Below are 25,543 nucleotides of genomic sequence, written 5' to 3' on the forward strand. Positions count from 1 at the left end.
TCCGTGCGGGTGTCAGCGGAAACCTGTTTCCGCTTTGTGGAGCCTAGAAGTGGGGCGATCTGGGCGTCAACAGTTTGTTGAATGCGAATCAACGGTTTGTTGAAAGTGATTCCGGGCCGCGGCGCCGCCTGGGCGCGACAGGACAGGTGTCAGCGGCGCCGCGGCCCGGAAGTCTGGGGAGGCTGTCAGACCTGGGCGCCGGAGAGGCGCTCCACCGCCCGCAGCAGGGCCGAGTGGTCCAGACCGCCGTCGCCCTGGGCGCGCAGCGAGGCGACCAGCTGGGCGACCACGGCACCGACCGGCAGGGCGGCGCCGACGTTGCGGGCGGCGTCGGTGACGATGCCCATGTCCTTGTGGTGCAGGTCGATACGGAAGCCCGGCTTGAAGTCGCGGTTGAGGAAGTTGTCCTTCTTGCGCGTCAGCACGGTGGAGCCCGCGAGGCCGCCGTTGAGGACGTCCAGCGCGGCCGCCAGGTCCACGCCCGACTTCTCCAGGAAGACCACGGCCTCGGCGCACGCCTGGATGTTCACGGCGACGATCAGCTGGTTGGCCGCCTTCACCGTCTGGCCGGAGCCGTGCGGGCCGCACAGCACGATGGTCTTGCCGAGCGCCTCGAAGATCGGCTTGGCCTGCTCGAAGTCGGCCTGCTCACCGCCGACCATGATCGACAGTACGGCCTCGATGGCGCCGGCCTCACCGCCGGACACCGGGGCGTCCAGCACCCGGATGCCCTTGTCCTTGGCGGCCTTGGCCAGGTCGACGGAGGTCTGCGGGGTGATCGAGGACATGTCGATCAGCAGGGCGCCCTGCTTCGCGTTCTCCAGGATGCCGTCGGGGCCGTAGGCGATGGCCTCGACCTGCGGGGAGGCGGGGACCATGGTGATCACCACGTCGGCGTCCCGCACGGCCTCGGCGATCGAGGCGGCGGCCGTACCGCCGGCGGCGGCCAGCCGGTCCAGCTTCTCCCGCTCCAGCGTGAAGCCGGTGACCTGGTAACCCGCCTTGATCAGGTTCTCGGACATGGGGGAGCCCATGATGCCGAGGCCGATCCAGGCGATCTTGGGAAGACTCATTGGGGGTGCCTTTCTCAGTACAGGGTGATCAGCGGGCCGCGCGGGCCTCGGCGGGCAGCCAGTCGAAGGCCTCGGCGCTCGGCCGGTCGCCGGGCTTGTACTCCAGGCCGACCCAGCCGTCGTAGCCGGCCTTGCGCAGCTGGTCGAGCAGCTCCTCCAGCGGGAGCGAGCCCGTGCCGGGCGCGCCGCGGCCGGGGTTGTCGGCGATCTGGACGTGACCGGTCTTCGCGGCGTACCGCTCGATGACCGAGGGCAGGTCCTCGCCGTTCATGGACAGGTGGTACAGGTCCATGAGGAACTTGGCGTTGCCGAGTCCCGTCGCCGCGTTCACCTTGTCGACGACCCCGACCGCGGCCGGCGCCGACACCAGCGGGTACAGCGGCGACTCGGGCTGGTTGAGGGCCTCGATCAGCAGGATCGCGCCGATCCGGTCGGCCGCCCGGGCCGCGAGGGCCAGGTTCTCCAGCGCGAGCGCGTCCTGCTCGGCCGGGTCCACGCCGTCGACGCGGTTGCCGTAGAGCGCGTTGAGCGCCGTGCAGCCGAGGGAGGCCGCGAAGTCCGCGGCGACGTCGATGTTGGCGCGGAACCTCTCCGACTCCTCACCGGGGACCGAGAGGGCACCGCGGTCCGGGCCGGGCAGCTGCCCGGCGTAGAAGTTCAGGCCCGTGAGCTGGACTCCGGCGTCCTCGATGGCCTTCTTGAGGGCGTCCAGCTCGGACTGGGCGGGGGTGGGCGAGTCGATCCAGGGCCACCACAGCTCGACCGCGGAGAAGCCCGCCGCGGCGGCGGCCGCGGGACGCTCCAGGAGCGGGAGTTCCGTGAAGAGGATCGACAGGTTGACGTTGAAGCGCTGGTCTGCAAATCCCACGGGGGCGGCGCTCCCTTCCCTGTAATTCCATATTGCGGAAGTTCGTTTCTGCTTAATGGAAGATTGCCTGTGGGAGGGGAGGACTGTCAAGAGAGCCCACGAAAAAGTGCCCCCGCGCGTACTGCGCGAGGGCACTCGGGGCGGACGGGTCAGAGGGCGTCGATGCCGCTCACCTTCCAGCCGTCGGAGGTGCGCGCAAGGGTCATCCGCACCCGGTTCAGGTCCAGGCGGGGCCCCGAGACCCGGGTGCTCTCCGTGATCTGGTTGACGAAGAGCAGGACGACGGCCCTGTCCGGCGCGGCCGACACGACCGAGACCGCCGGCGCGCCGCCGTCGGCGGGGGTGGCCACGGTCGCCGTCACCACGCCGTGGTACTTCTTCGCCGTCGGTGCGACCACCGCCTTCGTGGTCCTGCCGTACTGCTCGCGGAAGCGCCCGGTCAGCAGGGCGCGGGCCCGGGCGAAGTCACGGTCCAGGTGCCGGTAGTCGTACGACAGCACGACCGGCGCCGCCTTCCGTGCGGCCGCGAGGGCCTCGCCCCGGGCCTGCTCCGCCCGCTGCCCCTCCCGGTACCGCCACCCGAGTACCGTGGCCACGACCAGGCCGGCCACGAGGACGGCGCACAGTGCCGCGGTGAGCAGCCTCCGTCCCGCCCGGCGCGGCGGCGTGCTCTCCTCGGGCTCCTCCTCGCCCGACTCGGCCGGCGCGGGCTCCGGCGGGTCCTCCCAGCCGGTCGCCGGGGGCTCGATGAGCAGGGTGCGCCCGGACGGGATCTCCTCTTCCCGGCGGGCACCCCGCTCAGGGCCCGCCGGCCGCCCGGCGCGCTTGGCCGCCGCGCGGGCGGCCGCGGTCATCGTGCGGCGGGCCGGGGAGCCGGTGCCACGGGTGCGGGAGGTCGGGTTCGCCACGGGGTCTCTCCTTACTGGTGGGGCACTGGTGGGACAGCGCTGATGAGGGCAGGCCGGTGGGTCAGCCCACGAACGTGACGTCGGAGGTCAGCCAGCGGCCGTCCACCCGCACGAGGTCGAGCTGGAGCCGGTAGGTGCGCGCCTGGCCCTCGGGTGCGGCCTTGTTGGTCACCTTGCTGTCGGCCACGACCAGGACCCGGGCCGAGCGCTCGTCGGACCGTACGACGCCCGCTTCCAGGACCTGCCCCTCGGACACCGACTTGTTCTGGGCGACGAGCTTCGTCAACTGCGCGGTCTGCGCGGCGAACTGCTTCTTGAAGTCACCGGTGGCGCCCTTCAGCACGTTGCCGCTGTCCCGGTCGTAGTGCCGGTAGTCGAGCGAGGTAAAGTTCAGCGCCGACTGGCGGGCCGCCGCCAGGACGTCCTGACGGCGCTGTTCCGCCTCCCGCTCGTCGGCCAGTCTCAGGCCCAGCCACACGGACAGCACGGTCGTCAGCGCGGTCGCGGTGACCAGCCCCGCCGACAGCAGCCTCCTGCGCGCCCCTGTCATGCCATCGGTCCCACGAGCAGCCATTGCCACGACTCCTTTCCGAACACGGTCTGTTCGCCGCCCGTCGAGCCGATCTCGACGGGCGTTCCGTCCGGGCCGGTCGCGGTGCCGGTCTCCGGGTCGTACGGGGCCACGAACGTGGCCTGGTTCGCGCCGGTCGAACCGGCCCTCGCGCCGGGCGCGTTCTGCGCGCCGCGCACCGAGGTCCCGCTGCCGCGCGGTGCCGTGCAGCGCGCGTCGGTGTTCGCCGGGCGCGTGCCGGTGTCGGCGGGGTCGCGCCGCTGGGTGCCGTAGCCCTGGGTGCACGCGGGCGGGTCGTCGGCGTTCACGGTCAGCCCGAAGTGGGTGGTGCCGTCGCCGGGGATGACCGTGTAGCTGCCCGCCACGTTGAGCGGGAGCGTGACCAGGGCCTGCTCGACGCCGGGCAGCCGGGCCACGGTGACCTGGCCGCCGCTGATGAGGTTGGCCAGCAGGACCGGCACGTGCGCTCGCGTGGACCTCAGCAGGGAACCGACCTCCTGCGCGGCGGGCACCGTGTTGCCGATCAGCCGGCGCAGATCCCCGTCGCTCGACCTCAACTGCGCGCTGAGCGTGGCGAGATCGCGCGAGAACGACTTGATGGCCGAGCCCTGGTCGGCCTGCGTCCTGAGCACCTTCCGCGAGTCCTCGATCAGCGAGACCGTCTCCGGCAGCGACTCGGACGCCGACTCCACCAGCGCGTTCCCGGAGTCCACCAGGCGGCTCAGGTGTGGACCGGTGCCGGAAAAGGCCTTGCCCAGCTCGTCGACGGTCACCCGCAGATCGTCCTTGCCTACCGAGTTGACCAGCCGGTCGAGGCTGAGGACCAGGTCGGTGACCGGCAGCGGGGTCCGGGTGCGGCTGCGCGGGATCGGGCTGCCGTCGACGAGGTACGGCCCGTCCGACCGGCGCGGCTGGAGGTCGACGTACTGCTCGCCCACCGCCGAACGGTTGGCGATCACCGCGAGGGTGTCGGCCGGGATGTTCGGGGCGCCGTCCTTGATGTCCAGGGCCACGGACACCCCGGATCCGGTCAGCCTCAGATCGCCCACCCGGCCCACCGGCACACCCCGGTAGGTGACCTCGGCGCCGGGGAAGACGCCCCCGGACTCGGCGAAGTCGGCGCGCACGGTGTAGCCGCGGTCGAGGAGGCCGTCCACCAGGCCGGTGTACCGCGCGCCGACGTACGACACCCCGAGCGCGGTGACGGTCGCGAAGGCGAGCAGCTGGGCCTTGACCGTACGTGTGATCACGGCAGTATCCCCTTCAGCATCAGCTCGGCGAGGCCGAGGTCGACCCCGGGCGGAAGGCGGCGTGAGCCGCCCCCGGTGCCGTACGCCGCGGTGCACACCGGCGGGCACAGGAGGGTGCCGCCGTCGGAGGGCGTCGAGGGCACGGCGGGTGCGGACGGGGTGTCCGGCAGGGACGGGGTGTCCGGGACGGGCGGCAGGGACGGGAGCGGGGTGGGCGTGGGGACGCCGGGAAGGTCCGGGGTCCCGGGCGTCGGGGAGGGCTTGCCCTTGCCCGGTTTGTCGCCGACGTTGCCGTAGACGTCCGTCAGGTCGAGGTCGGCGGTGATCCTCAGGTTGACGTAGTCGCCCTTGACGGCGTCCGTGGCGTTGCGCGGGAACGGGTAAGTGGTCAGCAGCTCGAGGGAGTCGGGCAGGTCGTCGCCGGCCTTGTTCAGCTCCTGCAGGATCGGCTGCAGCTTCTTGAGGTTGGCGACGGTGTCGTCCCGGGAGGCGTTCACGACCTTGGTGCCGGTCCTGCCGAGCCTGGACAGCGCGGTGAGCATCTTCGTCAGGTCCTTGCGCTGGTCGGCGAGGGCCTTCAGGGCGGGCGGCATGGTGTCGACGGCCTCGGCGATCGTCTTCTTCTCCTTCTTCAGCCGCCCGGCCAGCCGGTCGACGCCCTTGAGCGCACGCACGATCTCCGCGCGCTGGTCGTCGAGCCCGCCGAGGAACGTGTCGAGCTGCTTCAGCAGGGACCTGACCCGGGGCTCGCGGCCGCTGAGCGCCTTGTTCAGCTCGACGGTGATCGTCTTCAGCTGGGCCACCCCGCCGCCGTTGAGGAGCGCGGACAGGGCCGACAGGACCTCCTCGACCTCGGGGTTGCGGCCGCTGCGCGAGAGGGGGATGCGGTCGCCGTCGCGGAGTCGTCCGACGGGCCGGGTGCCGGTCGGCGCGGACAGGGCCACGTACTTCTCGCCGAGCATGCTGGTCTGCCCGAGGTCGGCGACCGCGTTGCCCGGCAGCTTCACCGAGTCGGCGATCCGCAGCCGCACGCGCGCGTGCCAGCCGTCCAGCTCCACCTCCTCGACCGCGCCCACGGTGACGTTGTTGATCTTCACCGCGGACTGCGGCACCAGATCCAGTACGTCCCGGAACTCGACGGTGACGTGGTAGGCGTGGCCGTCCGAGGCGGCGCCGCCGGGGAGCGGGACGTCGTACCAGCCGTTGAACTCGCAGCCGGTCAGCACCAGCGAGCCGACCGCCGTCCAGGCGGCCACCCGCCCCAAGCGCTGCCCGCTCATGCCCGTGCCCCCAGGATTCCGCCGAGGCTCCGGTCGACCGTGCCCGTCGCCGCCGGGGCCGACGGCACCGCGGGCAGGGAGTCGAAGAGTTTCTTCAGCCCGGCACAGTCGTCGTGGTCGTCCCCGGTCGTCTTCAGGATCGAGCAGAGCAGGGACGTCGGGTCCTGCGGGGCTTGCGCGTTGTTGCGGGTGTCCAGGGTGCCGGCGGCCGGGTTGTAGGCGTTCTGGAGGTTCGACAGGCCGGTGGGGGCGACGGTCAACAGCTCCTCCAGTGCGGCCCGTTGGCTGACGAGGACCTTGGTGACCTTGGCCAGGCCCCGCACGTCCGAGGTCAGCGCCTTCTTATTGCCCTTCACGAAGCCGGCCACGTCACCGAGGGCGGCGGCCAGGTACTTCAGCGCGGCCGCGAGATCCTTGCGCTCCCCGGCGAGCTGCCCGGCCACGTCGGCGAGGTCGGTGTTGAACGACCGCACGCTCTGGTCGTCCGCCGCCAGCGCGGCCGTGAACACCTGGAGGTTCCGCACGGTCCCGAACAGGTCGCCGCGCCCGTCGGACAGCGTGGTGACCGCCTGGGAGAGGTCCTGGACCGTCTGGTTGAGGTTCTTCCCCTGTCCCTGGAGGTTGTCCGCGCTCACCCCGAGCAGCCGGGACAGCGAGCCCTTCTTGCCGGCGCCGTCCGGGCCGAGCGCCTCGGCGGTGGTGTGCAGGCTGTCGAAGATCCGGTCCAGCTCGACGGGGACGGCCGTGCGGGACTCGGGGATGACGTCACCGTCCCGCATGACCGCGCCCTTGCGGTACACCGGCAGCAGCTGCACGTAACGGTCGCTCACCACCGAGGAGTTGACGATGGCGGCCTGCGCGTCCGCGGGGACCTTGCGGCCCTGGTCGTACTCCAGCTCCACCCGTACCCGGCCGCCCTCCGGCGTGATCCTCTTGACCTCGCCGATGCGGACACCGAGGACGCGGACGTCGGAACCGGGGTAGATGCCGACGGTGCGCGGGAAGTACGCCGTGATCCGGACGGGGTCGGGGTGCGGCCACAGGACCACGGCGAGCGCCACGACGACGGCGAGCGCGGTGAACAGGGCCAGGAGTCTGCGGGTCATCGGGTGCCTCCCGTCCGGGGCGTGACCGGGGCGGCGACCAGGTTCTGCACGTAGGAGTCGAACCAGCGGCCGTTGCCGAGGGTGTTGGTGAAGAGCCGCACGTAGGGGGCGAGCAGCTTGACGCTGCGGTCGAGGCTCGCCTGGTTGCGTTCGAGCATCTTCACGAAGGTGTCGAGGTTCTTCAGGGCGGGCCCGATCTCCTTGCTGTTGTCGTCGACCAGGCCGGACAGCTCGATGCCCAGCAGCGCCGAGCTCTTGAGCAGCTTGTGGATCGCCGCGCGCCGCTTGCCGATCTCCTGGAACAACTTGTCGCCGTCCTTCACCAGCGCCGAGAAGTCCTCCGTGTGGCCGGCCAGCACCTTGGTGACTCCGTTCGCGTGGTCGAGGAGCTCGCGCAGCGCCTTGTCACGGGAGGCGACGGTCCTGGAGATCCGCGACAGTCCCTTGATCGACGCCCGCACCTCCTCGGGCGAGTCCTGGAAGGTGACGGAGATCGTGTCCAGTGCCTTCGCGAGCCGGTCCGTGTCGACCTCCTCGGTGGTGGTCGTCAGGTCACTGAAGGCCTGGACGACGTCGTACGCCGACACGGTCCGCCGGAGCGGGATCTCGCTGCCCGGCTTCAACTGCCCCGGTCCCTTCGGGTGCAGGGCCAGGTACTTCGCTCCGAGGATCGTCTTGACCCGGATCGACGCGCCCGTGTCGGTGCCGAACGCCGGGTGGTCCTTCACCTTGAAGGTGACCTTGACGTGGTCGCCGTCCAGGTCGACGTCTTCCACCTTGCCGACCTTGACCCCGGCGATCCGCACCTCGTCGCCCGGCTTGAGCCCGCCCGCCTCCGAGAAGGCCGCGCTGTACGTGTCGCCGCCGCCGATCAGCGGCAGGCTGTCGGCGTTGAAGGCGGCGACCGTGAGCAGCGCGAGGACCGTGAGTCCGACGGCGCCGACGACGACCGGGTTCCGCTCACGGAAGGGCTTCAGCCGCGGGCGCTTCAGCCGGATCCTGGGCAGCTTCGGCGGCAGGATCCGTACCTTCACCAGCGGTTCGGGGCGGGCCTTGCGCCTGGGCAGCCGGGGGAGTTTCGGCAGCTTCGGCGGCAGGATCCGTACCCTCACCAGGGGCTCAGGGCGCTGCCGCCGCCGTGGGACACGCATTCTCATCCGCCACACCTCGCCCGTGCCACGTGCAGCTCCGGGCTGATCACCTGCTTGGTCCTCGGCAGCACGATCCGGCCGTCGAAGTCGCAGAGGTAGAAGTTGAACCACGAGCCGTAGGACGCCGTCCCGGTCAGTTTGTCGAGCTTGTTCGGCAGCCGTTGCAGGACGCCCTCCACGGTCTTCTCGTTGTCGTTCAGCGTTCCGGTGAGCCGGCCCAGACCGGCGATGTCGTCCTTCAGCGGCGGACGCGCGTCCTTCAGCAGCCCCGACGTGACCTCCGTGAGGTCGCCGATGCTCACCAGCGACTGCCCGATGGGCTTGCGGTCGGCGGACAGCCCCGAGATCACCCGGCGCAGCTGCTTGAGCAGCCCGGAGAAGCGGGAGCCGCGCTTGTCGAGCGTCTTCAGCACGGTGTTGAGGTTGTCGATCACCGAGCCGATCAGCTCGTCGCGGTCGGCGAGGGTCGTGGTGAGCGAGGCGGTGTGCGCGAGCAGGCTGTTCACCGTGCCGCCCTCGCCCTGGAGGGTCTTGATGATCTCGGTGGCGAGTTGGTTGACGTCGCTCGGGCTGAGCGCGGCGAACAGCGGCTTGAAGCCGTTCAGCAGCGCGTTGAGGTCCAGCGCCGGCTGGGTCCTGGACAGCGGGATCGTGCCGCCCGGCCGCAGCCGGGTGGTCCCGTCGCCGGTGCCCTCGGTCAGCGCGATGTACCGCTGCCCGACCAGGTTGCGGTAGCGGACGACCGCGTGGGTGCCCGTGAGCAGCGGCCGGTCCGTGGTGACGGTGAACGTGACCTCGGCCAGGGTCCGGTCCTTGATCCGGATGTCCTCGACCTCCCCGACCCGTACGCCGGCCACCCGGATGTCGTCGCCGGTCTCCAGCCCTGTGACGTCGCTGAAGACCGCGTGGTAGCTGTCCTTCGGGGTGAACGAGACATTGACGATGGTCGCGGCCAGCAGGGCCGTCGCCGCGATCGTCACCAGCGCGAAGAGACCGAACTTGATCAGTGGGGCGGCGGTCTGCCGGGCTCCTGCCCTGCTCATGCGACACTCACCGCCGTTCCGCGCGCGAGCGGCCCGAACAACAGGGTCGCGACGGGCGGCACCTCGTCCGAGGGGACACCCATGACGGGCGCCACGAGTGAGCCGACGGCACGCTGCTCGGCCTCGGTTGCGGACACGTTGGCACCTCCCGGGAGCGCGCCGCCGGGACTCCGGGCGGACGTGCCGTCGTCGAGATGGGGTTTCGGGCCGGGCACCCGCGGATGCGGCAGGCCACGGCAGTCGGGACCCGACCGCTCGGCGTAGACCGGCTCCTCACCGGGCCGGTACGCCCCCTGCGGCCGGACGACCTCCAGGGTGATCCGCATCTCGCCGCCCCGGAACGCGTCCTCCGACGCCTTCTCCTGCCGGACCAGGCCCCGGAACAGGCACGGGTACTCGGGGGAGTAGCGGGCGAACAGCTCCAGCGTGGGGCGCGAGACCCGGCCCAGGGTGATCAGCCGGTCGCCGTTCTCGGACAGGAAGTCGTTCGCCGTGCCCGCCACGGCAGCGGTCGAGCGGAGCCCCGCGGCCAGCTGGTCCTGCTTCTCCACGATCGTGCGGCTGGTGGTGACCGTGTTGCGCAGGATCCGCATCAGGTCGGGCGCGGCGTCGCCGTAGACCTCGGCGACGTCGGCGAAGCGCGCGATGTCCTCCTTGATCGACGGCAGGTGGGGGTTGAGGCGGCGCAGATAGCCCTCGACCCGGGTGAGGTTGTCGCCGATCCGGTCGCCGCGGCCCTCCAGAGCGGTGGCGAACGCCGAGAGCGTGGCGTTGAGCTCGCCCGGCCTGACCGTGCGGAGCAGCGGCAGCAGGTCGTTCATCAGCTGCTGCACCTCGATGCCGACCTTCGTACGGTCCTGGGTGATCACATCCCCCTCGCGGATCGGCCGAGCCGTGGAGCGGGCGGGCGCCACCAGGTCGACGTACTTCTCGCCGAACAGGGTCTTGGGCAGCAGCCGCGCGTGCACGTCCGAGGGGATGTCCGTGACGTACTCCGGCTTGAGCGCGATGTCGAGGGTCGCCTTCGTGCCGTCGGCGTGCACGCTCCGCACCTCGCCGACCAGCAGCCCGCGCAGCTTGACGTCGGCGCGCGGATCGAGCTGGTTGCCGAGGGTGTCGGCCTCCAGGGTGACCCGTACGACGGACGTGAACGCCTGCTGGTAGACGGCCACCGCGAGCGAAAGCAGCAGCGCGAGCACGACGAGGAACGCGATGCCGTACAACCTGAGTCTCAGCACTCTCACCCTTCTCACCCCGCGATCCGGACGGTCGTGTTGGCGCCCCAGATCGCGAGGCTCAGGAAGAAGTCCAGGACGTTGACGGCGACGATGGACGTCCGCACCGCCCGGCCCACCGCGACGCCTACGCCCGCCGGGCCGCCGCTCGCGTGGTAGCCGTAGTAGCAGTGCACCAGGATGATCAGCACGGCGAAGACGATCACCTTGCCGAAGGACCAGAGCACGTCCACCGGCGGCAGGTACTGCTGGAAGTAGTGGTCGTAGGTGCCCGTGGACTGCCCGTAGTAGCCGGTGGTGATCGTGCGGGCGGCGAAGTACGAGGAGAGCAGACCGATCACGTACAGCGGGATCACGGCGACGAAGCCGGCGATCATCCTCGTCGTCACCAGGAACGGCAGCGACGGGACGCCCATCACCTCCAGCGCGTCGGTCTCCTCGCTGATCCGCATCGCGCCGAGCTGCGCGGTGAATCCGGCGCCGACCGTGGCGGAGAGGGCGAGACCGGCCACCAGCGGGGCGATCTCCCGGGTGTTGAAGTACGCCGACAGGAACGCCACGAAGTTGGAGGTGCCGAGCTGGTTGAGGGCCGCGTAGCCCTGGAGGCCGACCTCGGTGCCGGTGAAGAAGGACAGGAAGGCGATCACGCCGACCGTTCCGCCCACGACGGCGAGCGCGCCACGCCCGAAGCTCACCTCGGCCAGCAGCCGCAGGATCTCCTTCTTGTAGCGGCGCAGGGTGCGGCCCGTCCACGCCAGTGAGCGGCCGTAGAAGGACAGCTGGGTGCCCAGCTCTTCGAGTGAGCGCAAGGGGCGGTCGAGAAGTCTCATCGGCTAACCCCTCTGCGGGACGACCTGGAAGTACACCGCGGTCATCACGAAGTTGGTCACGAACAGCAACATGAAGGTGATCACCACGGACTGGTTCACGGCATCGCCCACGCCCTTCGGGCCGCCCTTCGCGGTGAGCCCCTTGTACGAGGCGACGATCGCCGCGATCGCCCCGAACACCAGCGCCTTGATCTCGGCCGCCCACAGGTCGGACAGCTGGGCGAGCGTCGTGAAGGAGGCCAGGTAGGCGCCCGGCGTGCCGTTCTGGAGGATGACGTTGAAGAAGTAGCCGCCTGCGACACCGACCACCGAGACCAGGCCGTTGAGCAGCACGGCCACGACCATCGAGGCCAGTACGCGCGGTACGACGAGCCGGTGGATCGGGTCGATGCCGAGCACCTGCATCGCGTCGATCTCGTCCCGGATCTTGCGGGCCCCGAGGTCCGCGCAGATCGCCGTGCCGCCCGCGCCCGCGATCAGCAGGGCGGTGACGATCGGCGAGGCCTCGCGCAGCACGGCCAGCACGGACGCGGCACCGGAGAAGGACTGTGCGCCCAGCTGCCGGGTCAGGCTGCCGATCTGGAGCGCGATGACCGCCCCGAACGGGATCGAGACCAGCGCGGTCGGCAGGATGGTGACGCTCGCCACGAACCACGCCTGCTGGATGAACTCCCGTGCCTGGAAGGGCCGTCGGGGCAGGGTGCGCAGGACGTCCAGCGCCATCGCGAACAGGTTGCCCGAGTGTCGGAGCGCCCCTGTCGGGGAGAGCCTCATGCGCTGTTCACCCCCGTTCCCTGGAGCTGGGCCTCGCGTCTCGCGATCGCCTCCCAGCGGGGCGGGCGGGTGATGCCGGGGCTGGGCAGCAGGCGGGGTGGCAGCGCGTCCGCCGGGCCGCCGTCGTCGATCCCGGCCAGCTCCTGTTCGACCTGCGCCGCGTCCTTCTCCTCCGCCATGCCGATCGGCCCCTGCATCCGGCCGTTCAGGAACTGCCGTACGACGGGCTCCTCACTGGTCAGCAGCTGCTCGCGCGGCCCGAACATCACCAGCTCGCGCCGGAACAGCAGCCCGATGTTGTCGGGTACCTGGCGGGCCGAGGCGATGTCGTGGGTGACGATCAGGAAGGTCGCGTCGATCTGCGCGTTGAGGTCGACAATGAGCTGGTTGAGGTAGGCCACGCGCACCGGGTCGAGGCCCGAGTCCGGCTCGTCGAACAGGATGATCTCCGGGTCCAGGACCAGCGCGCGGGCGAGCCCGGCCCGCTTGCGCATACCGCCGGAGATCTCGCCGGGCAGCTTCCCCTCGGCGCCGATCAGCCCGACCATGTCCATCTTCTCCAGCACGATCCGCCGGATCTCGCTCTCGGACCTGCGGGTGTGCTCGCGCAGCGGGAAGGCGATGTTGTCGTACAGGTTCATCGAGCCGAACAGCGCGCCGTCCTGGAACAGCACTCCGAACAGCTTCCGCACCTCGTACAGGTCGTGTTCGCGCAGGCGGGTGATGTCCCGGCCCGCGACCTTCACCGAGCCGCGCCCGGGCTTCAGCAGCCCGACGAGCGTCTTGAGGAACACCGACTTGCCCGTCCCCGAGGGGCCGAGCAGCACCGAGACCTCCCCGGCGGGCAGCGTCAGCGAGACGTCCTGCCAGATGACCTGCCGTCCGAAGGACTTGGTCAGCCCTTCCACACAGATCTCGACACCCATCCGGTCCCACCCTTCGCCCGTGGAGCAGCTCCGACATCTGCTCTACGGGGAGGGGCGCGGCGTCCGTCGCGGTGACCGCGAATTTTTTTCGGACGCGTTTACGGCGTGCTACGGCAGCTTCGGGGACGGCACGCTCGGGAGGGGTGCGGGCAGGGAGACGGACGGGACGGACGGCGCAGAGGGGAGTGTCGGCGCCGCCGGCAGGGACGGTGCCGACGGAAGCGACGGCACCGGCGGTACGGACGGCACCGGCGGTACGGACGGCACCGCGGACTTCACCGGCAGCTCGGGAAGCGCGGGCAGGACGGGCTCGCCGGAGGGCGGGCGAGTCGCCGCCCGGCCCGGCTCCGCCGCTGACGGCCCGCGCGTCTTCGCGGGGAACGCCTGCCCGGTGGTGCTGTCGCTCCGGACCTGTGCCCCGTCGGACACCGCCGGCCGCGGAGACGGAGCGGCCGGGCCACCGCCGCCGTCGAGCGCGTACGGCAGCACCAACCCCGCCACCGCCAGGGTCGCCGCCGTCGAGGTGACCGCCACGGCCTGGACCTTCCCGCCACCGCGCGGCCGCCCGCGCCCGACCAGGAACAGGACGAGCCCGAGCGTCCCGGCCAGGGAGGCGCGCAGCGTCCGCCGGGCCCGGGCGAGCAGCGACTCGACGGTCCGGTAGCTGAGTCCCATCCGCACGGCGACCTGGCTCACATCCAGGTCCTCCGACTTCAGCCGCAGCGCCTCCGCCTGCCGGGCGGGCAGCTCCCCGCTGCGCACGGCCAGCCACTTCGCCTCGGCCCGGTCACACACCGCCTCCTCGACGGGCACCGGGCCCGGCGCGACGAGCGTGGGGCGGCTGCCGACCTCGGCCTCGCGGTTGACCTGCCGGTGCCGGTCGACGCACAGGCGCATCGTCACCGTCGTCAGCCAGGCGCCGAGCCGCTCGTCGTCGAGGTCCCGGCGCTCGGCGGCCCGCAGCATCGCCTCGTGCACGGCGTCCTCGGCGTCCTCCTGGCTCATCGAGCGGCGCCGGGCCACCTTGAGCAACTGCTCACGGTGGCTCCACATCCGCTGCCAACGCTCCTCGGCGGCCGCTGTGTCCGCAGGCATGTCCGTCGCCATGAGGGCCCCTTCGCACTCACCCGCCGGTCCTGTGCTCCCGGCGGGTGGCGACATTACCGCCCGGTATCCGCGGTTGTGGAGGGGGAGAATCCGATCGTGTTCCAGCCGTTGCCGGACCTAGCTGTCGCTGGTCAGCGGGCCGGCGTCGGGCAACACGGCACCGCCGGGCAGGGTGAGGGTCGGCTCGGGGACGGGGATCGGCGGCGTCTGCGACTCCTCCGGGACGCCGGGCTTGCGGGACGGGGCGGGGGAGGGCGAGGCGGGTGGCGCCGAGGGCGTGCGCGACGGGCGCGGGTCCGGCTTCCGGTTCTTTGACGGCTTCGGAGAGGGCTTCGCGGTCGTCGGACGGGACGGCCTCGGCCGGTCCGCCCGGGACCCGCCGGGGGCGTCCGGCACCACCCGGTGTCCGGTCAGGTAGTACGCGTACCAGGCCCTCACCGTGCGCAGATAGGCCTCCGAGTGGTTGTAGCCGAGGATCGCCCGGTCCAGCTCGGCCGGGCTCGACAGGTCACGGCCGCCCGCGCACAGGTAGCGGCCGGCGGCGAGCGCCGCGTCATGGACGTTGTTCGGGTCGGCATGCCCGTCTCCGTTGCCGTCCGCGCCCCAGTGCGCCCAGGTCGACGGAATGAACTGCATCGGGCCGACCGCGCGGTCGAACGCCGTGTCCCCGTCGTACGCGCCGCCGTCGGTGTCCGGTACGACGGCGAAGGCGCCGCCGGTCAGCCGGGGGCCGAGGATCGGTGTCACGGTCGTACCGTCCGGGTTCACCCGGCCGCCCCGGGCCTGCCCGGACTCCACCTGGCCGATCGCGGCCAGCAGCTGCCACCGCAGCCGGCAGCCGGGCGCGCTCCGCGCCAGCTCCTCCTCGGCGCGCCGGTACGCGGCGAACACGCTCGCGGGCAGGGCGCCGCCCGTCACTCGCTGTGCCGATGCCTCACCGCTCGTCCGCAGCGGGGGCAGGCCGGTGCGGAAGGGGGCGTCTCCGGACACGCTGGGGCCGTGTTCGGCGGGCACCGCCCTCCGCGCCGGCTCCGGGGCCTGCGCCGACACCGCCCCGGGCGCCTGTGACGCGGTCAGCACGGCCATCGCCGTCGCCGCGACCGCCGTCCCCCTGGCACCTCTGAACACGCCGCTCCCGAATGTGCGCACCTCGCGGTCCCCTCCCTGTGTGGTCTCCGTCCTCTGCTCTACGCGGGCGGGTGGTCCGTCCGTCGCGGGAAGACCGCCGGAAGCCGGACCTTCTCGCGAGGCCGGGTGGGCACGGGCGTCCGTTAAGGTCTCCCCAAGCGGCCTGGGCGGTCGGACCCCGCCGCCGCGGACCTGGCGGAACGCGCGGGTCGGAGCAGATGCCATGGGGGCACAGTGCGACTGAAAGTGGAGTTCACGACCGAGCCCTTCGACCTGGACGAGGCGCCCGCGCACGCGCTGGCGGCCCGCGAGGTGATCGAGGCGGCGGAGCTGGACGCGGTGGACGTCGGCCCGTTCGGCAACACGGCGGAGGGCGGTGCCGACGAGGTGCTGACCGCCGTGGACGCGCTGCTGCGCAAGAGCCTGGAAGCCGGTGCCACCCGGATCTCGCTGCAGGTCAACGTGATCGGAGCGGGCGAATGACCGGCAACGGGGACGAGTCCTTCATCACGGCGGTGAAACCGCTGGTCGACGCCATGGGCGGGGAGATGCTCCCGCCGGACGAGGCCGGCCCCGAGGACGTCGTCCTCGCCTGGCAGGGCGTCGACGTCGTCGCCGTACGCCTGCCCCAGCTGGCCGACTCCCTCGACCACATCCTCGCCGCCATGGAGCGCCGGGAGGGCCGGCCGCTGGCCGACCTGGACCGCAAGGCGAAACAGGAGGTCGTACGCATGCTCGAGGCGCGCGGCGCGTTCGCCGTGCGACACGGCGTGGAGACCGTGGCGAGTGCGCTCGGCGTCAGCCGCTTCACGGTCTACAACTACCTCAACCGGGAGAAGGGGGCCTGAACCCGGGCTGCGGAATCCTTCGTGTACCCCCGAATTTTCAACAAAGTGTTGACGTCGTGTTTCGGAGGGCGTTAGCTGTTCGCAGCCCGTTCAGCACGAAGGCCGAATCCGGCCACGGAGGCTCCCGTGACGTCGACTTCCACGCCCCCGGGCCTGGCCCGGTTCAACGATCTCGGGGAGAGCGCGGCCCTCGCCGCCCTCCACGAGGCGTGCGCCTCCACCGAGTGGGCCCGGCGGCTGCTCGCCGCCCGCCCGTACGCCACCGTGGAGGACCTGTACACCGCCAGCGACGCCGCCATGGCCGAGCTGACCACCGCGGACCTTCAGGAGGCGATGGCCGGGCACCCGCCGATCGGGCGCCCCAAGCCCGGCGACCCGACCTCCGCCCGCGAACAGCGCGGCATGGCCGGCGCCTCCGACGCCCTCAAGGCGGAGATGCTCGAACTGAACCTGGCCTACCAGGAGAAGTTCGGCCATGTCTTCCTCATCTGCGCCACCGGCCGGACCGGCGAGCAGATGCGGGACGCGGTCAAGGAGCGGATCGGGAACTCGCCGGAGCAGGAGCGGGAGATCGTCCGCACCGAGCTGGGCAAGATCAACCGCATCCGACTGGCCCGACTCGTCGAAGAGGACGCCTGACACCATGAGCACCAGCACCACCGCCTCCGTGTCCACGCACATCCTGGACACCTCGATCGGCCGCCCCGCCGAGGGCGTCGCCGTCCACCTCTCCGCCCGCGGCGGGGCGGACGCGGACTGGCAGGCGCTCGGCGGCTCCGCGACCGACGCCGACGGCCGGTGCAAGGACCTGCCGGCACTGCCGGAGGGGACCACCCACGTACGGCTGGACTTCGCCGTCGAGCCGTACTTCGAAGGAAAAACTGCGAAGAAGCAAGCCGATGCGCAGCAGGACGCCCCCGCGAACCGGGACAGCGGTGCGTCGTCCGTGTTCTTCCCGGAGGTGGCGATCACGTTCGCCGTCGTACCGGGCGAGCACTACCACGTACCGCTGCTGCTCAACCCGTTCGGCTACTCCGTTTACCGAGGGAGCTAGCTAATGCCGACCATCCTGGGACAGAACCAGTACGGCAAGGCCGAGAACCGAGTCGTCAAGATCACGCGGGACGGCGCCACCCACCATATCAAGGACCTCAACGTCTCCGTCGCGCTGAGCGGCGACATGGACGAGGTCCACTACTCCGGCTCCAACGCCAACGTCCTGCCGACCGACACCACCAAGAACACGGTGTTCGCGTTCGCCAAGGAGTACGGCATCGAGTCCGCCGAGCAGTTCGGCATCCACCTCGCCCGGCACTTCGTCACCTCGCAGGAGCCGATCCACCAGGCCCGGATCCGCATCGAGGAGTACGCCTGGGAGCGGATCGAGACCTCCGACGCCAACAGCAAGTTCATCGGCGCCGACGAGGTCAAGCACTCCTTCGTCCGCAAGGGCCAGGAGACCCGCCTCACCCAGATCACCTACGACGGTGAGAAGTGGGAGGTCGTCTCCGGCCTGAAGGACCTGGTCGTGATGAACTCGACCAACTCTGAGTTCTGGGGCTACGTCAAGGACAAGTACACCACCCTCCAGGAGGCGTACGACCGCATCCTGGCCACCCAGGTCTCCGGCCGCTGGCGGTTCAACTGGACCGACGACGAGCAGAAGATGCCCAACTGGGAGAAGTCCTACGAGCAGACCAAGAAGCACATGCTCCAGGCCTTCGCCGAGACGTACTCCCTCTCGCTGCAGCAGACGCTGTACCAGATGGGGTCGCGCATCATCAACAACCGCAGCGAGATCGACGAGGTCCGCTTCTCGCTGCCGAACAAGCACCACTTCCTGGTGGACCTGGAGCCGTTCGGTCTCAAGAACGACAACGAGGTCTACTTCGCCGCCGACCGCCCCTACGGCCTCATCGAGGCCACCATCCTGCGGGACGGCTGTGAGGCCCGTATCCCGGTCGACATGACCAACCTCTGACGCGGGACGCGCGCCCCCGGCCCCGCCACCCGGGCCGGGGGCCCGCAACACCGGAGGGAACAAAATGGCACAGCCTGCGAAGGGGCCCGACACAGCCCCCTGTTCCACCCCGCCGGAGCACACCGAGGACGCCGTCACGTCCGTGCACCCGGTGGACGAGAAGCTCCACGTCTCGCGGCTCGTCCCCGCCGCGCTCCAGCACATCGCCGCGATGTACGCAGGCGTTGTCACTCCTCCGCTCATCATCGGCCAGGCCTGCGGACTCGACATCGCGGCCCGCACCCGGCTCATCGCCGCGAGCCTGCTCATCGCCGGCGTCGCGACCATCCTGCAGACCATCGGCGTCAAGGGCCTCGTCGGCAACCGGCTGCCCTTCGTCAACGCCGCCTCCTCCGCCGGCATCGCCCCGATCCTCGCGATCGCCGAGACCAACGGCACAGGCCACCAACTCCCCGCCATCTACGGCGCGGTGATGGTCGCCGGAGCCTTCTGCCTGGCCCTCGGCCCGTTCTTCGGCCGGCTGCTGCGCTTCTTCCCGCCCCTGGTCACCGGTGTCGTCATCACCCTGATCGGCGTCACCCTGATGCCCGTCCCGGTGAGCTGGGCGCAGGGCGGCGACAAGACCGCCGCCGACTTCGGCGCCATGCGGCACCTCGCCCTCGCCGGGTTCACCCTCGCCGTCATCCTGCTGATCCAGCGCTTCGGCAAGGGCTTCGTCAAGCAGATCGCCCTGCTGTTCGGACTGCTCGTCGGCACCCTCGCCGCGATCCCCTTCGGCATGGCCGACTTCAGCGGCCTGAAGTCCGCGCCCGTCGCCGCGCTGCCCACCCCGTTCGCCTTCGGCGCCCCCGAGTTCCAGCCGGCGGCCATCCTCTCCCTGTGCATCGTGATGCTGGTGCTGATGACCGAGTCCAGCGCCGGCATGCTCGCCCTCGGCGAGATCTGCGACCGCCGCGCCGACGGGAGGACCATCACCCGCGGCCTGCGCACCGACGGCATCGCCACCCTGCTCGGCCCCGTCTTCGGCGGCTTCCCCACCTCCGCCTTCGCCCAGAACGTCGGCGTCGTCTCCCTCACCCGGGTGCGCAGCCGGTACGTCGTCGCCGTCGCCGGTGGCACCCTGCTGGTCCTCGGCGCCTTCCCGGTGCTCGGCGCGGTCGTCTCCCTGGTCCCCATGCCGGTCCTCGGCGGCGCGGGCATCGTCCTCTTCGGCTCCATCGCCGTCAGCGGCATCCGTACACTGTCCGAGGCGGGCCTGGACGACAGCTCCAACATCATCCTGGTGGCCGTGGCGCTCGGTGCCGGCATCATCCCGCTGGCCGCGCCGACCTTCTACGCCGGCTTCCCGGCCTGGGCGCAGACCGTGCTCGGCTCCGGCATCAGCGCGGGCGCGCTCGTCGCGGTCCTGCTCAACCTGTTCTTCCATCACCTCGGCACCCGGAGCCGCAGGCCGGCCCCGGCACTCAAATCCTCCTAGGGTCCTGCCGTGCCCTCCCCGTGGACACCCCTTCGGTCCACGGGCCGCCACTGAAAGACAAGGAAGCACGATGGCACCATCGGCAGCCCAGCGCATCGTCATCGAGAACTGTGCGATCGCGACCGTGGACGCGGGCGACACGGAGTACGCCTCCGGATACCTGGTCCTGGCCGGCAACCGCATCGAGTCGGTCGGCGCGGGCAAGGCCCCCGAGGGCCTGGAGAACGTGGTACGCCGGATCGACGCCACCGGTCATCTGGCCACACCCGGTCTGGTCAACACCCACCACCACTTCTACCAGTGGATCACCCGGGGCCTGGCCACCGACCACAACCTGTTCAACTGGCTGGTCGCGCTCTACCCCACCTGGGCGCGCATCGACGAGCAGATGACGTACGCCGCCGCGCAGGGGTCCCTGGCCATGATGGCCCGGGGCGGTGTCACCACCGCCATGGACCACCACTACGTCTTCCCGCACGGCTCCGGCGACCTGTCCGGCTCCATCATCCGGGCCGCCGCCGAGATGGGCGTGCGCTTCACCCTGGCCCGCGGCTCGATGGACCGCAGCGAGAAGGACGGCGGCCTGCCCCCGGACTTCGCCGTGGAGACGCTGGAGGGCGCGCTGGCCGCGACCGAGGAGACCGTCCGCAAGCACCACGACGCCTCCTTCGACGCGATGACCCAGGTGGCGGTCGCCCCCTGCTCGCCGTTCTCCGTCTCCACCGAGCTGCTGCGCCAGGGCGCCGAGCTGGCCCGCCGCCTCGGAGTGCGGATGCACACCCACGGTTCGGAGACCGTGGAGGAGGAGAAGTTCTGCCACGAGCTGTTCGGCATGGGCCCGACCGACTACTTCGAGTCCACCGGCTGGCTCGGCGAGGACGTGTGGATGGCGCACTGCGTCCACATGAACGACTCCGACATCGCCGCGTTCGGCCGCACGAAGACCGGCGTCGCTCACTGCCCGTCCTCCAACGCCCGCCTCGCGGCCGGCATCGCCCGGGTCCCCGACATGCTCAAGGCGGGCGTGCCCGTGGGCCTCGGCGTCGACGGCACCGCCTCCAACGAGTCCGGCGAACTCCACACCGAGCTGCGCAACGCCCTGCTGATCAACCGCCTCGGCGCCCACCGCGAGGCGGCCCTCAACGCCCGTCAGGCGCTGCGGCTCGGCACCTACGGCGGCGCCCAGGTACTGGGCCGGGCCGAGCAGATCGGCTCGCTGGAGCCGGGCAAGCTCGCCGACCTGGTGCTGTGGAAGATGGACACCCTGGCCCACGCCTCCATCGCCGACCCGGTGACCGCGCTGGTCTTCGGCGCGGCGGCCCCGGTCACCGCGTCCTTCGTCAACGGCCGGCAGATCGTGGAGAACGGCCGTCTGGTCGCCGTCGACGAGGAGGCCATCGCCGTCTCCACCCGCGCGGAGGCCCAGCGCCTGGCCCGCATCGCCGCGCAGGCCTGACCCCGGGCCCTCACAGACTCCGGCCGGGAGGGACGGCTTCCGGCCGGGACCGTGGATCCGAGCGGGATCCACGGCACGCCGTCTCCGGGTCGCGTGCGGACGCACGCGCCCCGGAGACGGTCACCCCCACACCGTCCGCTCAACCGCTCAACCGCCACCCCCCGACGGTCCCTCCCCCAAGCTCTCGGCTTCGCTCGAGCAGGGAGGTGCCCCCATGCCCACACGCACCACCTCCATGAAACCCACGTCGAAGACGACGTGTTACCCGCCCGGAGGACCCGCCGTGGCCGCCCATCCCGTAGACGAGAAACTCCCCGCCCTGAAAATGGCGACCAGCGGCCTGCAGCACGTGGCCGCCATGTACGCAGGAGTCGTCGCCCCACCCCTGATCGTCGGCGCGGCCATAGGCCTGAGCGCGACCGACCTGACCTTCCTCACCGGTGCCTGCCTGTTCACCGCGGGCCTCGCCACCTTCCTCCAGACGCTCGGCTTCTGGAAGATCGGCGCCCGCCTGCCCTTCGTCAACGGCGTCACCTTCGCCGGTGTCGCCCCCATGACCGCGGTCGTCGCCTCCACCGAGGACAAGTCCGACGCCCTGCCGATCATCTTCGGCGCGGTCATCGTCGCCGGACTCCTCGGCTTCCTCGCCGCGCCCTTCTTCAGCAAGGCGATCCGCTTCTTCCCGCCCGTCGTCACCGGCTCGGTCATCACCCTGATCGGCGTGTCCCTCCTCCCGGTCGCCTTCGGCTGGGCACAGGGCCCCAACCCCCGGGCCGACGACTACGGTTCCACCACCTACCTCACCCTCGCCGGCATCACCCTGCTGATCGTCCTGCTGCTGCGCCGTTTCACCCGCGGCTTCGTCAAGCAGATCGCCGTCCTGCTCGGTCTGATCGTGGGCACGCTCATCGCGATACCGTTCGGCGTCACGGACTTCAGCCCCGTCGGTGAGGCCGACATCGTGGGCTTCCCGACCCCGTTCCACTTCGGTGCCCCCCAGTTCCAGCTCGCCGCGATCCTCTCGCTGTGCGTGGTGATGGTGGTGTCGATGACCGAGTCGACCGCCGACATGCTGGCGCTCGGCGAGATCGTGGAGCGCCCCGCGGACGAGAAGACCATCGCGGCCGGCCTGCGCGCCGACACCCTGGGCTCCGCGATCAGCCCGCTGTTCAACGGTTTCATGTGCAGCGCCTTCGCCCAGAACATCGGCCTGGTCGCGATGACGAGGATCCGCAGCCGCTATGTCGTCGCGACCGGCGGCGGCTTCCTGGTCCTGATGGGCCTGTGCCCGATGGCGGCCTCGCTCATCGCGGTCGTACCCCGCCCGGTCCTCGGCGGCGCCGGCGTCGTCCTGTTCGGCTCGGTCGCCGCGAGCGGCATCCAGACGCTGGTCCGGGCCGGCCTCGACAAGGACAACAACGTCCTGATCGTCGCCGTGTCCCTCGCGGTGGGCATCATCCCGATCACCGCGCCGGAGTTCTACCACGCGTTCCCCGAGACCGCGAAGATCGTCCTGGACTCGGGCATCTCCACGGGCTGCGTCACCGCCGTGGTGCTGAACCTCCTCTTCAACCACCTCGGCAAGGGCCGTGAGGCCCAGGACGTCACCCATCCGATGGAGGCGGGGGAGGAGATCGCCGCTGTGCACTGAGACCGACGGTCAGGACTTAACCGGCCGGGGGAGACGGGGACACCGTCACCCCCGGCCAACGCATGAGGTTGGCGAACAGCTCCGCCTGCTCGATCGCGTCGTCCAGGGCATGGTGCGTGTGCCGGCGCCGGGACAGCAGTGCACGCGGCATGGTGTCCTTGGCCACCGCCCGCAGCGGCAGCCGGGCCTTCGTCGCGTACAGCGTCTTCATGTCCAGGCAGCCGGAGTGCCCGAAGGGGCTGGAGCCGGTGAAGCGGATCAGGTACCAGTACAGGAACGTCCAGTCGTACGCCGCCGGGTAACCGCACATCACCGGCTGCGCCCCCGCGCTCACCTCACGCACCCACGCGGCGAACTCCGTGAGCGCCACGGCGGGTTCGGCCCCCTCGGCGGTCAGCCGGGCCCGGTCCAGTCCGCTCACCGCCAGCGCCTCCGGCACGAACTCCGCGCTGATCGGCCGCAGTTCACGGTAGAAGGTCCGCTCCTCGGGGTCGGCGGCGGTGAAACCGGCACCGTCCTGCACTCCGGCGACCGCGGCGCCGAGACCGAGCATCGAGTACGGCCCGGGAATCGGACCGTCGGCCTCGATGTCGACGGAGATGTACAGACTGGGCTTGACGCGACGTGCGGACATGACCGCGAGCATCCCACCCTCACCACGCACCCGCACGCGCATTCCGGGCCGGCGGTACGCCTGACGGCGTCCTGCGCGGCCGGCCGCGGCGGCCGGCTCGGCCCTCGGCGCGGTGGCGGCATGGGGGGCACACGGCGTACGCGGTGGATCCGGGCCTGGTGCTCGGGGGCGGGGAGACCCCGACGCCGGCCGTCCGCCGCGCGAGGTCCGCGGCCGGCGCCGGGAGCCGGTCGGGCAGCACCCGGGCCTGCCGGCCTCCTCCTCCAGGCCGAGGCCGCGCAATTAGGCGTTCACCCCTCGCGCAGTGCCTTCGCCAGGGTTCCGTCGCCGGTCACCGTCACCCGTCCGGCCCGTACCGCGTCCGGCAGGCGGGTCTCGCCGCGGGCGAGGGCCTCGCAGGTCGCCGCGTCCATCTCCAGCCGTGCGTCCGCCTCGCCGGGGGCGGGACCGTCGCCGTAGACCGGGCCGTCCCCGGCGCCTACGTGGAGGTGGAACTGCCCTTCCTCCAGGGCGACTTCCACGACTCCCTCCCCGTCCAGCGCCCGCAGCAGCGGCAGGGCGAACCAGTGGGCGCGGACGGCGTCCGTGGGGCGGCGCTCGCCCAGTTCTCCCTCGCCCCAGGAGCCCAGCGCCTGGAGGACCGGGAGCAACCCCCGGCCTTGAGCCGTGAGTTCGTAGACGTAGGCCGCGCCCGGCGGGGGGAGGCGGCGCCTGGTCGTGAGGCCGTCCCGTTCCATGTCCTTCAGCCGTGAGGCGAGTACGTCCGTGCTCACGCCGGGCAGGTCCGCGTGCAGGTCCGTGTAGCGGCGGGGGCCGGCGAGCAGCTCCCGGACGATCAGCAGGGTCCAGCGGTCGCCGACGAGGTCGAGGGCGCGGGCTGCGGAGCAGTACTGGTCGTAGCTTCGGCGAGGTGACATGCGACGCAGTGTAGACGTGTTGTTGGACTTTCCAAGCTCACACTTGGTAAAACCAAGCAACACAAGTTTCCGGAGGGGCGCATGGAGTTCCGGCAGTCCAACAAGCTCAGCGAGGTGTGCTACGAGATCCGCGGCCCGGTGATCGAGCACGCGAACGCGCTGGAGGAGGCGGGGCACAGCGTGCTGCGCCTGAACACCGGCAATCCCGCGGCCTTCGGGTTCGAGGCGCCGGAGGAGATCCTCCAGGACATGATCCGGATGCTGCCGCAGGCGCACGGCTACACCGACTCCCGCGGCATCCTCTCCGCCCGCCGCGCGGTCGCCCAGCGCTACCAGACCCTCGGCCTCGACGTCACCGTGGACGACGTCTTCCTGGGCAACGGCGTCTCGGAGCTGGTCTCCATGGCCGTACAGGCGCTGGTCGAGGACGGCGACGAGATCCTCATCCCCGCACCGGACTTCCCGCTGTGGACGGCCGTCACCACGCTGGCCGGCGGCAAGGCCGTCCACTACCTGTGCGACGAACAGGCCGACTGGACCCCGGACCTCGCCGACATGGCGTCGAAGATCACCGACCGCACCAAGGCCGTGGTCATCATCAACCCCAACAACCCGACCGGCGCGGTCTATCCGAAGGAGGTCGTCGAGGGCATCCTCGACCTGGCCCGCCGGCACGGCCTGATGGTGTTCGCCGACGAGATCTACGACCAGATCCTCTACGACGACGCCGTCCACCACTCGGCCGCCGCCCTCGCCCCCGACCTGGTCGTCCTCACCTTCTGCGGCCTGTCCAAGACCTACCGGGTGGCGGGCTTCCGCTCCGGCTGGCTGGTCGTCACCGGTCCGAAGCAGCACGCCAAGGACTACCTGGAGGGCCTGACCATGCTGGCCTCCATGCGGCTGTGCGCCAACGCGCCCGCCCAGTACGCCATCCAGGCCGCCCTCGGCGGACGCCAGTCCATCCGCGAACTCACCCTGCCCGGCGGCCGGCTGCACGAGCAGCGGAACGTGGCCTGGGAGAAGCTCAACGAGATCCCCGGCGTGTCCTGCGTCAAACCCAAGGGCGCGCTGTACGCGTTCCCGCGCATCGACCCCAAGGTGCACCCGATCCACGACGACGAGAAGTTCGTCCTGGACCTGCTGCTGCGCGAGAAGATCCAGGTGGTCCAGGGCACCGGTTTCAACTGGCCCACCCCCGACCACTTCCGCATCCTGACCCTGCCGCACGCGGACGACCTGGAGGCGGCGATCGGCCGGATCGGCCGGTTCCTCAGCGGGTACCGGCAGTAGCCGCCTGGCCCGTTTCGCGCATTCGTGCGAAGATCACCC

At 71.0% G+C, this 25,543-nt stretch carries 26 protein-coding genes; 9 read left to right on the top strand and 17 right to left on the bottom strand.

All coding sequences use genetic code 11. The features are described 5' to 3' along the window. Positions 1-185: 185 nt before the first annotated feature. From ACZ4U1_RS13040 to ACZ4U1_RS13110, 15 genes are all read right to left on the bottom strand, one after another. Positions 186-1,073 (bottom strand): 2-hydroxy-3-oxopropionate reductase, encoded by an 888-nt coding sequence (locus ACZ4U1_RS13040; protein WP_467902770.1) that lies wholly within the window; start codon positions 1,071-1,073, stop codon positions 186-188. 28 nt (positions 1,074-1,101) lie between these two features. After that, positions 1,102-1,941, bottom strand: a complete 840-nt coding sequence (locus ACZ4U1_RS13045; RefSeq protein ID WP_467902771.1) for a TIM barrel protein — start codon at positions 1,939-1,941, stop codon at positions 1,102-1,104. Positions 1,942-2,090: 149 nt separating this feature from the next. Then, complete coding sequence (locus tag ACZ4U1_RS13050; protein ID WP_467902772.1) at positions 2,091-2,849, bottom strand: hypothetical protein; 759 nt, start codon at positions 2,847-2,849, stop codon at positions 2,091-2,093. 61 nt (positions 2,850-2,910) lie between these two features. Further along, on the bottom strand, positions 2,911-3,423 hold the full coding sequence (locus ACZ4U1_RS13055; protein ID WP_467902774.1) for a hypothetical protein: 513 nt from the start codon (positions 3,421-3,423) through the stop codon (positions 2,911-2,913). After that, entirely contained in the window at positions 3,396-4,670 is a 1,275-nt protein-coding gene (locus tag ACZ4U1_RS13060; RefSeq protein ID WP_467902775.1) for an MCE family protein, read from the bottom strand. The genes ACZ4U1_RS13055 and ACZ4U1_RS13060 overlap by 28 nt, the downstream gene beginning before the upstream one ends. Then, entirely contained in the window at positions 4,667-5,950 is a 1,284-nt protein-coding gene (locus ACZ4U1_RS13065) for an MCE family protein (protein WP_467902777.1), read from the bottom strand. Before ACZ4U1_RS13065 ends, ACZ4U1_RS13060 begins: the two co-directional genes overlap by 4 nt. Further along, on the bottom strand, positions 5,947-7,056 hold the full coding sequence (locus tag ACZ4U1_RS13070) for an MCE family protein (RefSeq protein WP_467902779.1): 1,110 nt from the start codon (positions 7,054-7,056) through the stop codon (positions 5,947-5,949). The genes ACZ4U1_RS13065 and ACZ4U1_RS13070 overlap by 4 nt, the downstream gene beginning before the upstream one ends. Next, positions 7,053-8,168 (bottom strand): MCE family protein, encoded by a 1,116-nt coding sequence (locus ACZ4U1_RS13075; protein ID WP_467902780.1) that lies wholly within the window; start codon positions 8,166-8,168, stop codon positions 7,053-7,055. The genes ACZ4U1_RS13070 and ACZ4U1_RS13075 overlap by 4 nt, the downstream gene beginning before the upstream one ends. 41 nt (positions 8,169-8,209) lie before the next feature. Continuing rightward, positions 8,210-9,250: an MCE family protein gene (locus ACZ4U1_RS13080; protein WP_467902781.1), complete on the bottom strand. Its 1,041-nt coding sequence runs from the start codon at positions 9,248-9,250 to the stop codon at positions 8,210-8,212. Then, positions 9,247-10,494: an MCE family protein gene (locus ACZ4U1_RS13085; protein WP_467902783.1), complete on the bottom strand. Its 1,248-nt coding sequence runs from the start codon at positions 10,492-10,494 to the stop codon at positions 9,247-9,249. Before ACZ4U1_RS13085 ends, ACZ4U1_RS13080 begins: the two co-directional genes overlap by 4 nt. A gap of 5 nt (positions 10,495-10,499) precedes the next feature. Further along, positions 10,500-11,315 carry an MlaE family ABC transporter permease gene (locus tag ACZ4U1_RS13090; protein WP_467902785.1) on the bottom strand — a complete coding sequence of 272 codons (816 nt, stop codon included), beginning with the start codon at positions 11,313-11,315 and terminating at the stop codon, positions 10,500-10,502. Between the two features lie 3 nt (positions 11,316-11,318). Further along, positions 11,319-12,089 (bottom strand): MlaE family ABC transporter permease, encoded by a 771-nt coding sequence (locus ACZ4U1_RS13095; protein WP_467902787.1) that lies wholly within the window; start codon positions 12,087-12,089, stop codon positions 11,319-11,321. Continuing rightward, positions 12,086-13,015 carry an ABC transporter ATP-binding protein gene (locus tag ACZ4U1_RS13100; RefSeq protein WP_467902789.1) on the bottom strand — a complete coding sequence of 310 codons (930 nt, stop codon included), beginning with the start codon at positions 13,013-13,015 and terminating at the stop codon, positions 12,086-12,088. Before ACZ4U1_RS13100 ends, ACZ4U1_RS13095 begins: the two co-directional genes overlap by 4 nt. 108 nt (positions 13,016-13,123) lie before the next feature. Further along, complete coding sequence (locus ACZ4U1_RS13105; RefSeq protein ID WP_467902791.1) at positions 13,124-14,122, bottom strand: RNA polymerase sigma factor; 999 nt, start codon at positions 14,120-14,122, stop codon at positions 13,124-13,126. Positions 14,123-14,239: 117 nt separating this feature from the next. After that, positions 14,240-15,250, bottom strand: coding sequence for a lytic transglycosylase domain-containing protein (locus ACZ4U1_RS13110; protein WP_467902792.1), 1,011 nt, complete (start codon positions 15,248-15,250; stop codon positions 14,240-14,242). Positions 15,251-15,484: 234 nt separating this feature from the next. On the opposite strand from ACZ4U1_RS13110, the gene ACZ4U1_RS13115 reads away from it, so the two are divergent. The 8 genes from ACZ4U1_RS13115 (at position 15,485) to ACZ4U1_RS13150 (ending at position 22,663) form a co-directional block, all read left to right on the top strand. Beyond that, entirely contained in the window at positions 15,485-15,733 is a 249-nt protein-coding gene (locus ACZ4U1_RS13115; RefSeq protein ID WP_467902794.1) for a YkoF family thiamine-binding protein, read from the top strand. Then, on the top strand, positions 15,730-16,098 hold the full coding sequence (locus ACZ4U1_RS13120; RefSeq protein WP_467902795.1) for a helix-turn-helix domain-containing protein: 369 nt from the start codon (positions 15,730-15,732) through the stop codon (positions 16,096-16,098). Before ACZ4U1_RS13115 ends, ACZ4U1_RS13120 begins: the two co-directional genes overlap by 4 nt. A 126-nt stretch (positions 16,099-16,224) precedes the next feature. Then, the gene (uraD, locus tag ACZ4U1_RS13125; RefSeq protein ID WP_467902797.1) at positions 16,225-16,737 is read left to right on the top strand and encodes a 2-oxo-4-hydroxy-4-carboxy-5-ureidoimidazoline decarboxylase; all 513 of its coding nucleotides are present in this window, start codon (positions 16,225-16,227) and stop codon (positions 16,735-16,737) included. A 4-nt stretch (positions 16,738-16,741) separates the two neighbouring features. Next, complete coding sequence (gene uraH / locus ACZ4U1_RS13130; protein ID WP_467902799.1) at positions 16,742-17,152, top strand: hydroxyisourate hydrolase; 411 nt, start codon at positions 16,742-16,744, stop codon at positions 17,150-17,152. Between the two features lie 3 nt (positions 17,153-17,155). Next, positions 17,156-18,079: a factor-independent urate hydroxylase gene (gene pucL / locus ACZ4U1_RS13135; protein WP_467902800.1), complete on the top strand. Its 924-nt coding sequence runs from the start codon at positions 17,156-17,158 to the stop codon at positions 18,077-18,079. Positions 18,080-18,143: 64 nt separating this feature from the next. After that, on the top strand, positions 18,144-19,556 hold the full coding sequence (locus ACZ4U1_RS13140; RefSeq protein WP_467902802.1) for a nucleobase:cation symporter-2 family protein: 1,413 nt from the start codon (positions 18,144-18,146) through the stop codon (positions 19,554-19,556). Positions 19,557-19,626: 70 nt separating this feature from the next. After that, a complete protein-coding gene (locus ACZ4U1_RS13145) occupies positions 19,627-21,012 on the top strand; it encodes an 8-oxoguanine deaminase (protein WP_467902803.1) in 1,386 nt (461 codons plus the stop codon). 283 nt (positions 21,013-21,295) lie between these two features. Then, the gene (locus tag ACZ4U1_RS13150) at positions 21,296-22,663 is read left to right on the top strand and encodes a nucleobase:cation symporter-2 family protein (protein ID WP_467902933.1); all 1,368 of its coding nucleotides are present in this window, start codon (positions 21,296-21,298) and stop codon (positions 22,661-22,663) included. Positions 22,664-22,679: 16 nt separating this feature from the next. Here ACZ4U1_RS13150 and ACZ4U1_RS13155 read toward each other — a convergent pair whose 3' ends face one another. Together ACZ4U1_RS13155 and ACZ4U1_RS13160 are read right to left on the bottom strand one after the other, a co-directional pair. Continuing rightward, positions 22,680-23,297, bottom strand: coding sequence for a 3'-5' exonuclease (locus ACZ4U1_RS13155; RefSeq protein ID WP_467902805.1), 618 nt, complete (start codon positions 23,295-23,297; stop codon positions 22,680-22,682). A gap of 290 nt (positions 23,298-23,587) precedes the next feature. Further along, a complete protein-coding gene (locus tag ACZ4U1_RS13160) occupies positions 23,588-24,214 on the bottom strand; it encodes a winged helix-turn-helix transcriptional regulator (protein ID WP_467902806.1) in 627 nt (208 codons plus the stop codon). 81 nt (positions 24,215-24,295) lie between these two features. Here ACZ4U1_RS13160 and ACZ4U1_RS13165 point away from each other — a divergent pair, with 81 nt between their 5' ends. Further along, positions 24,296-25,504, top strand: coding sequence for a pyridoxal phosphate-dependent aminotransferase (locus ACZ4U1_RS13165; protein ID WP_467902808.1), 1,209 nt, complete (start codon positions 24,296-24,298; stop codon positions 25,502-25,504). The last annotated feature ends 39 nt before the right edge of the window (positions 25,505-25,543 follow it).

The organism is Streptomyces sp. NPDC028928 (assembly GCF_055564915.1).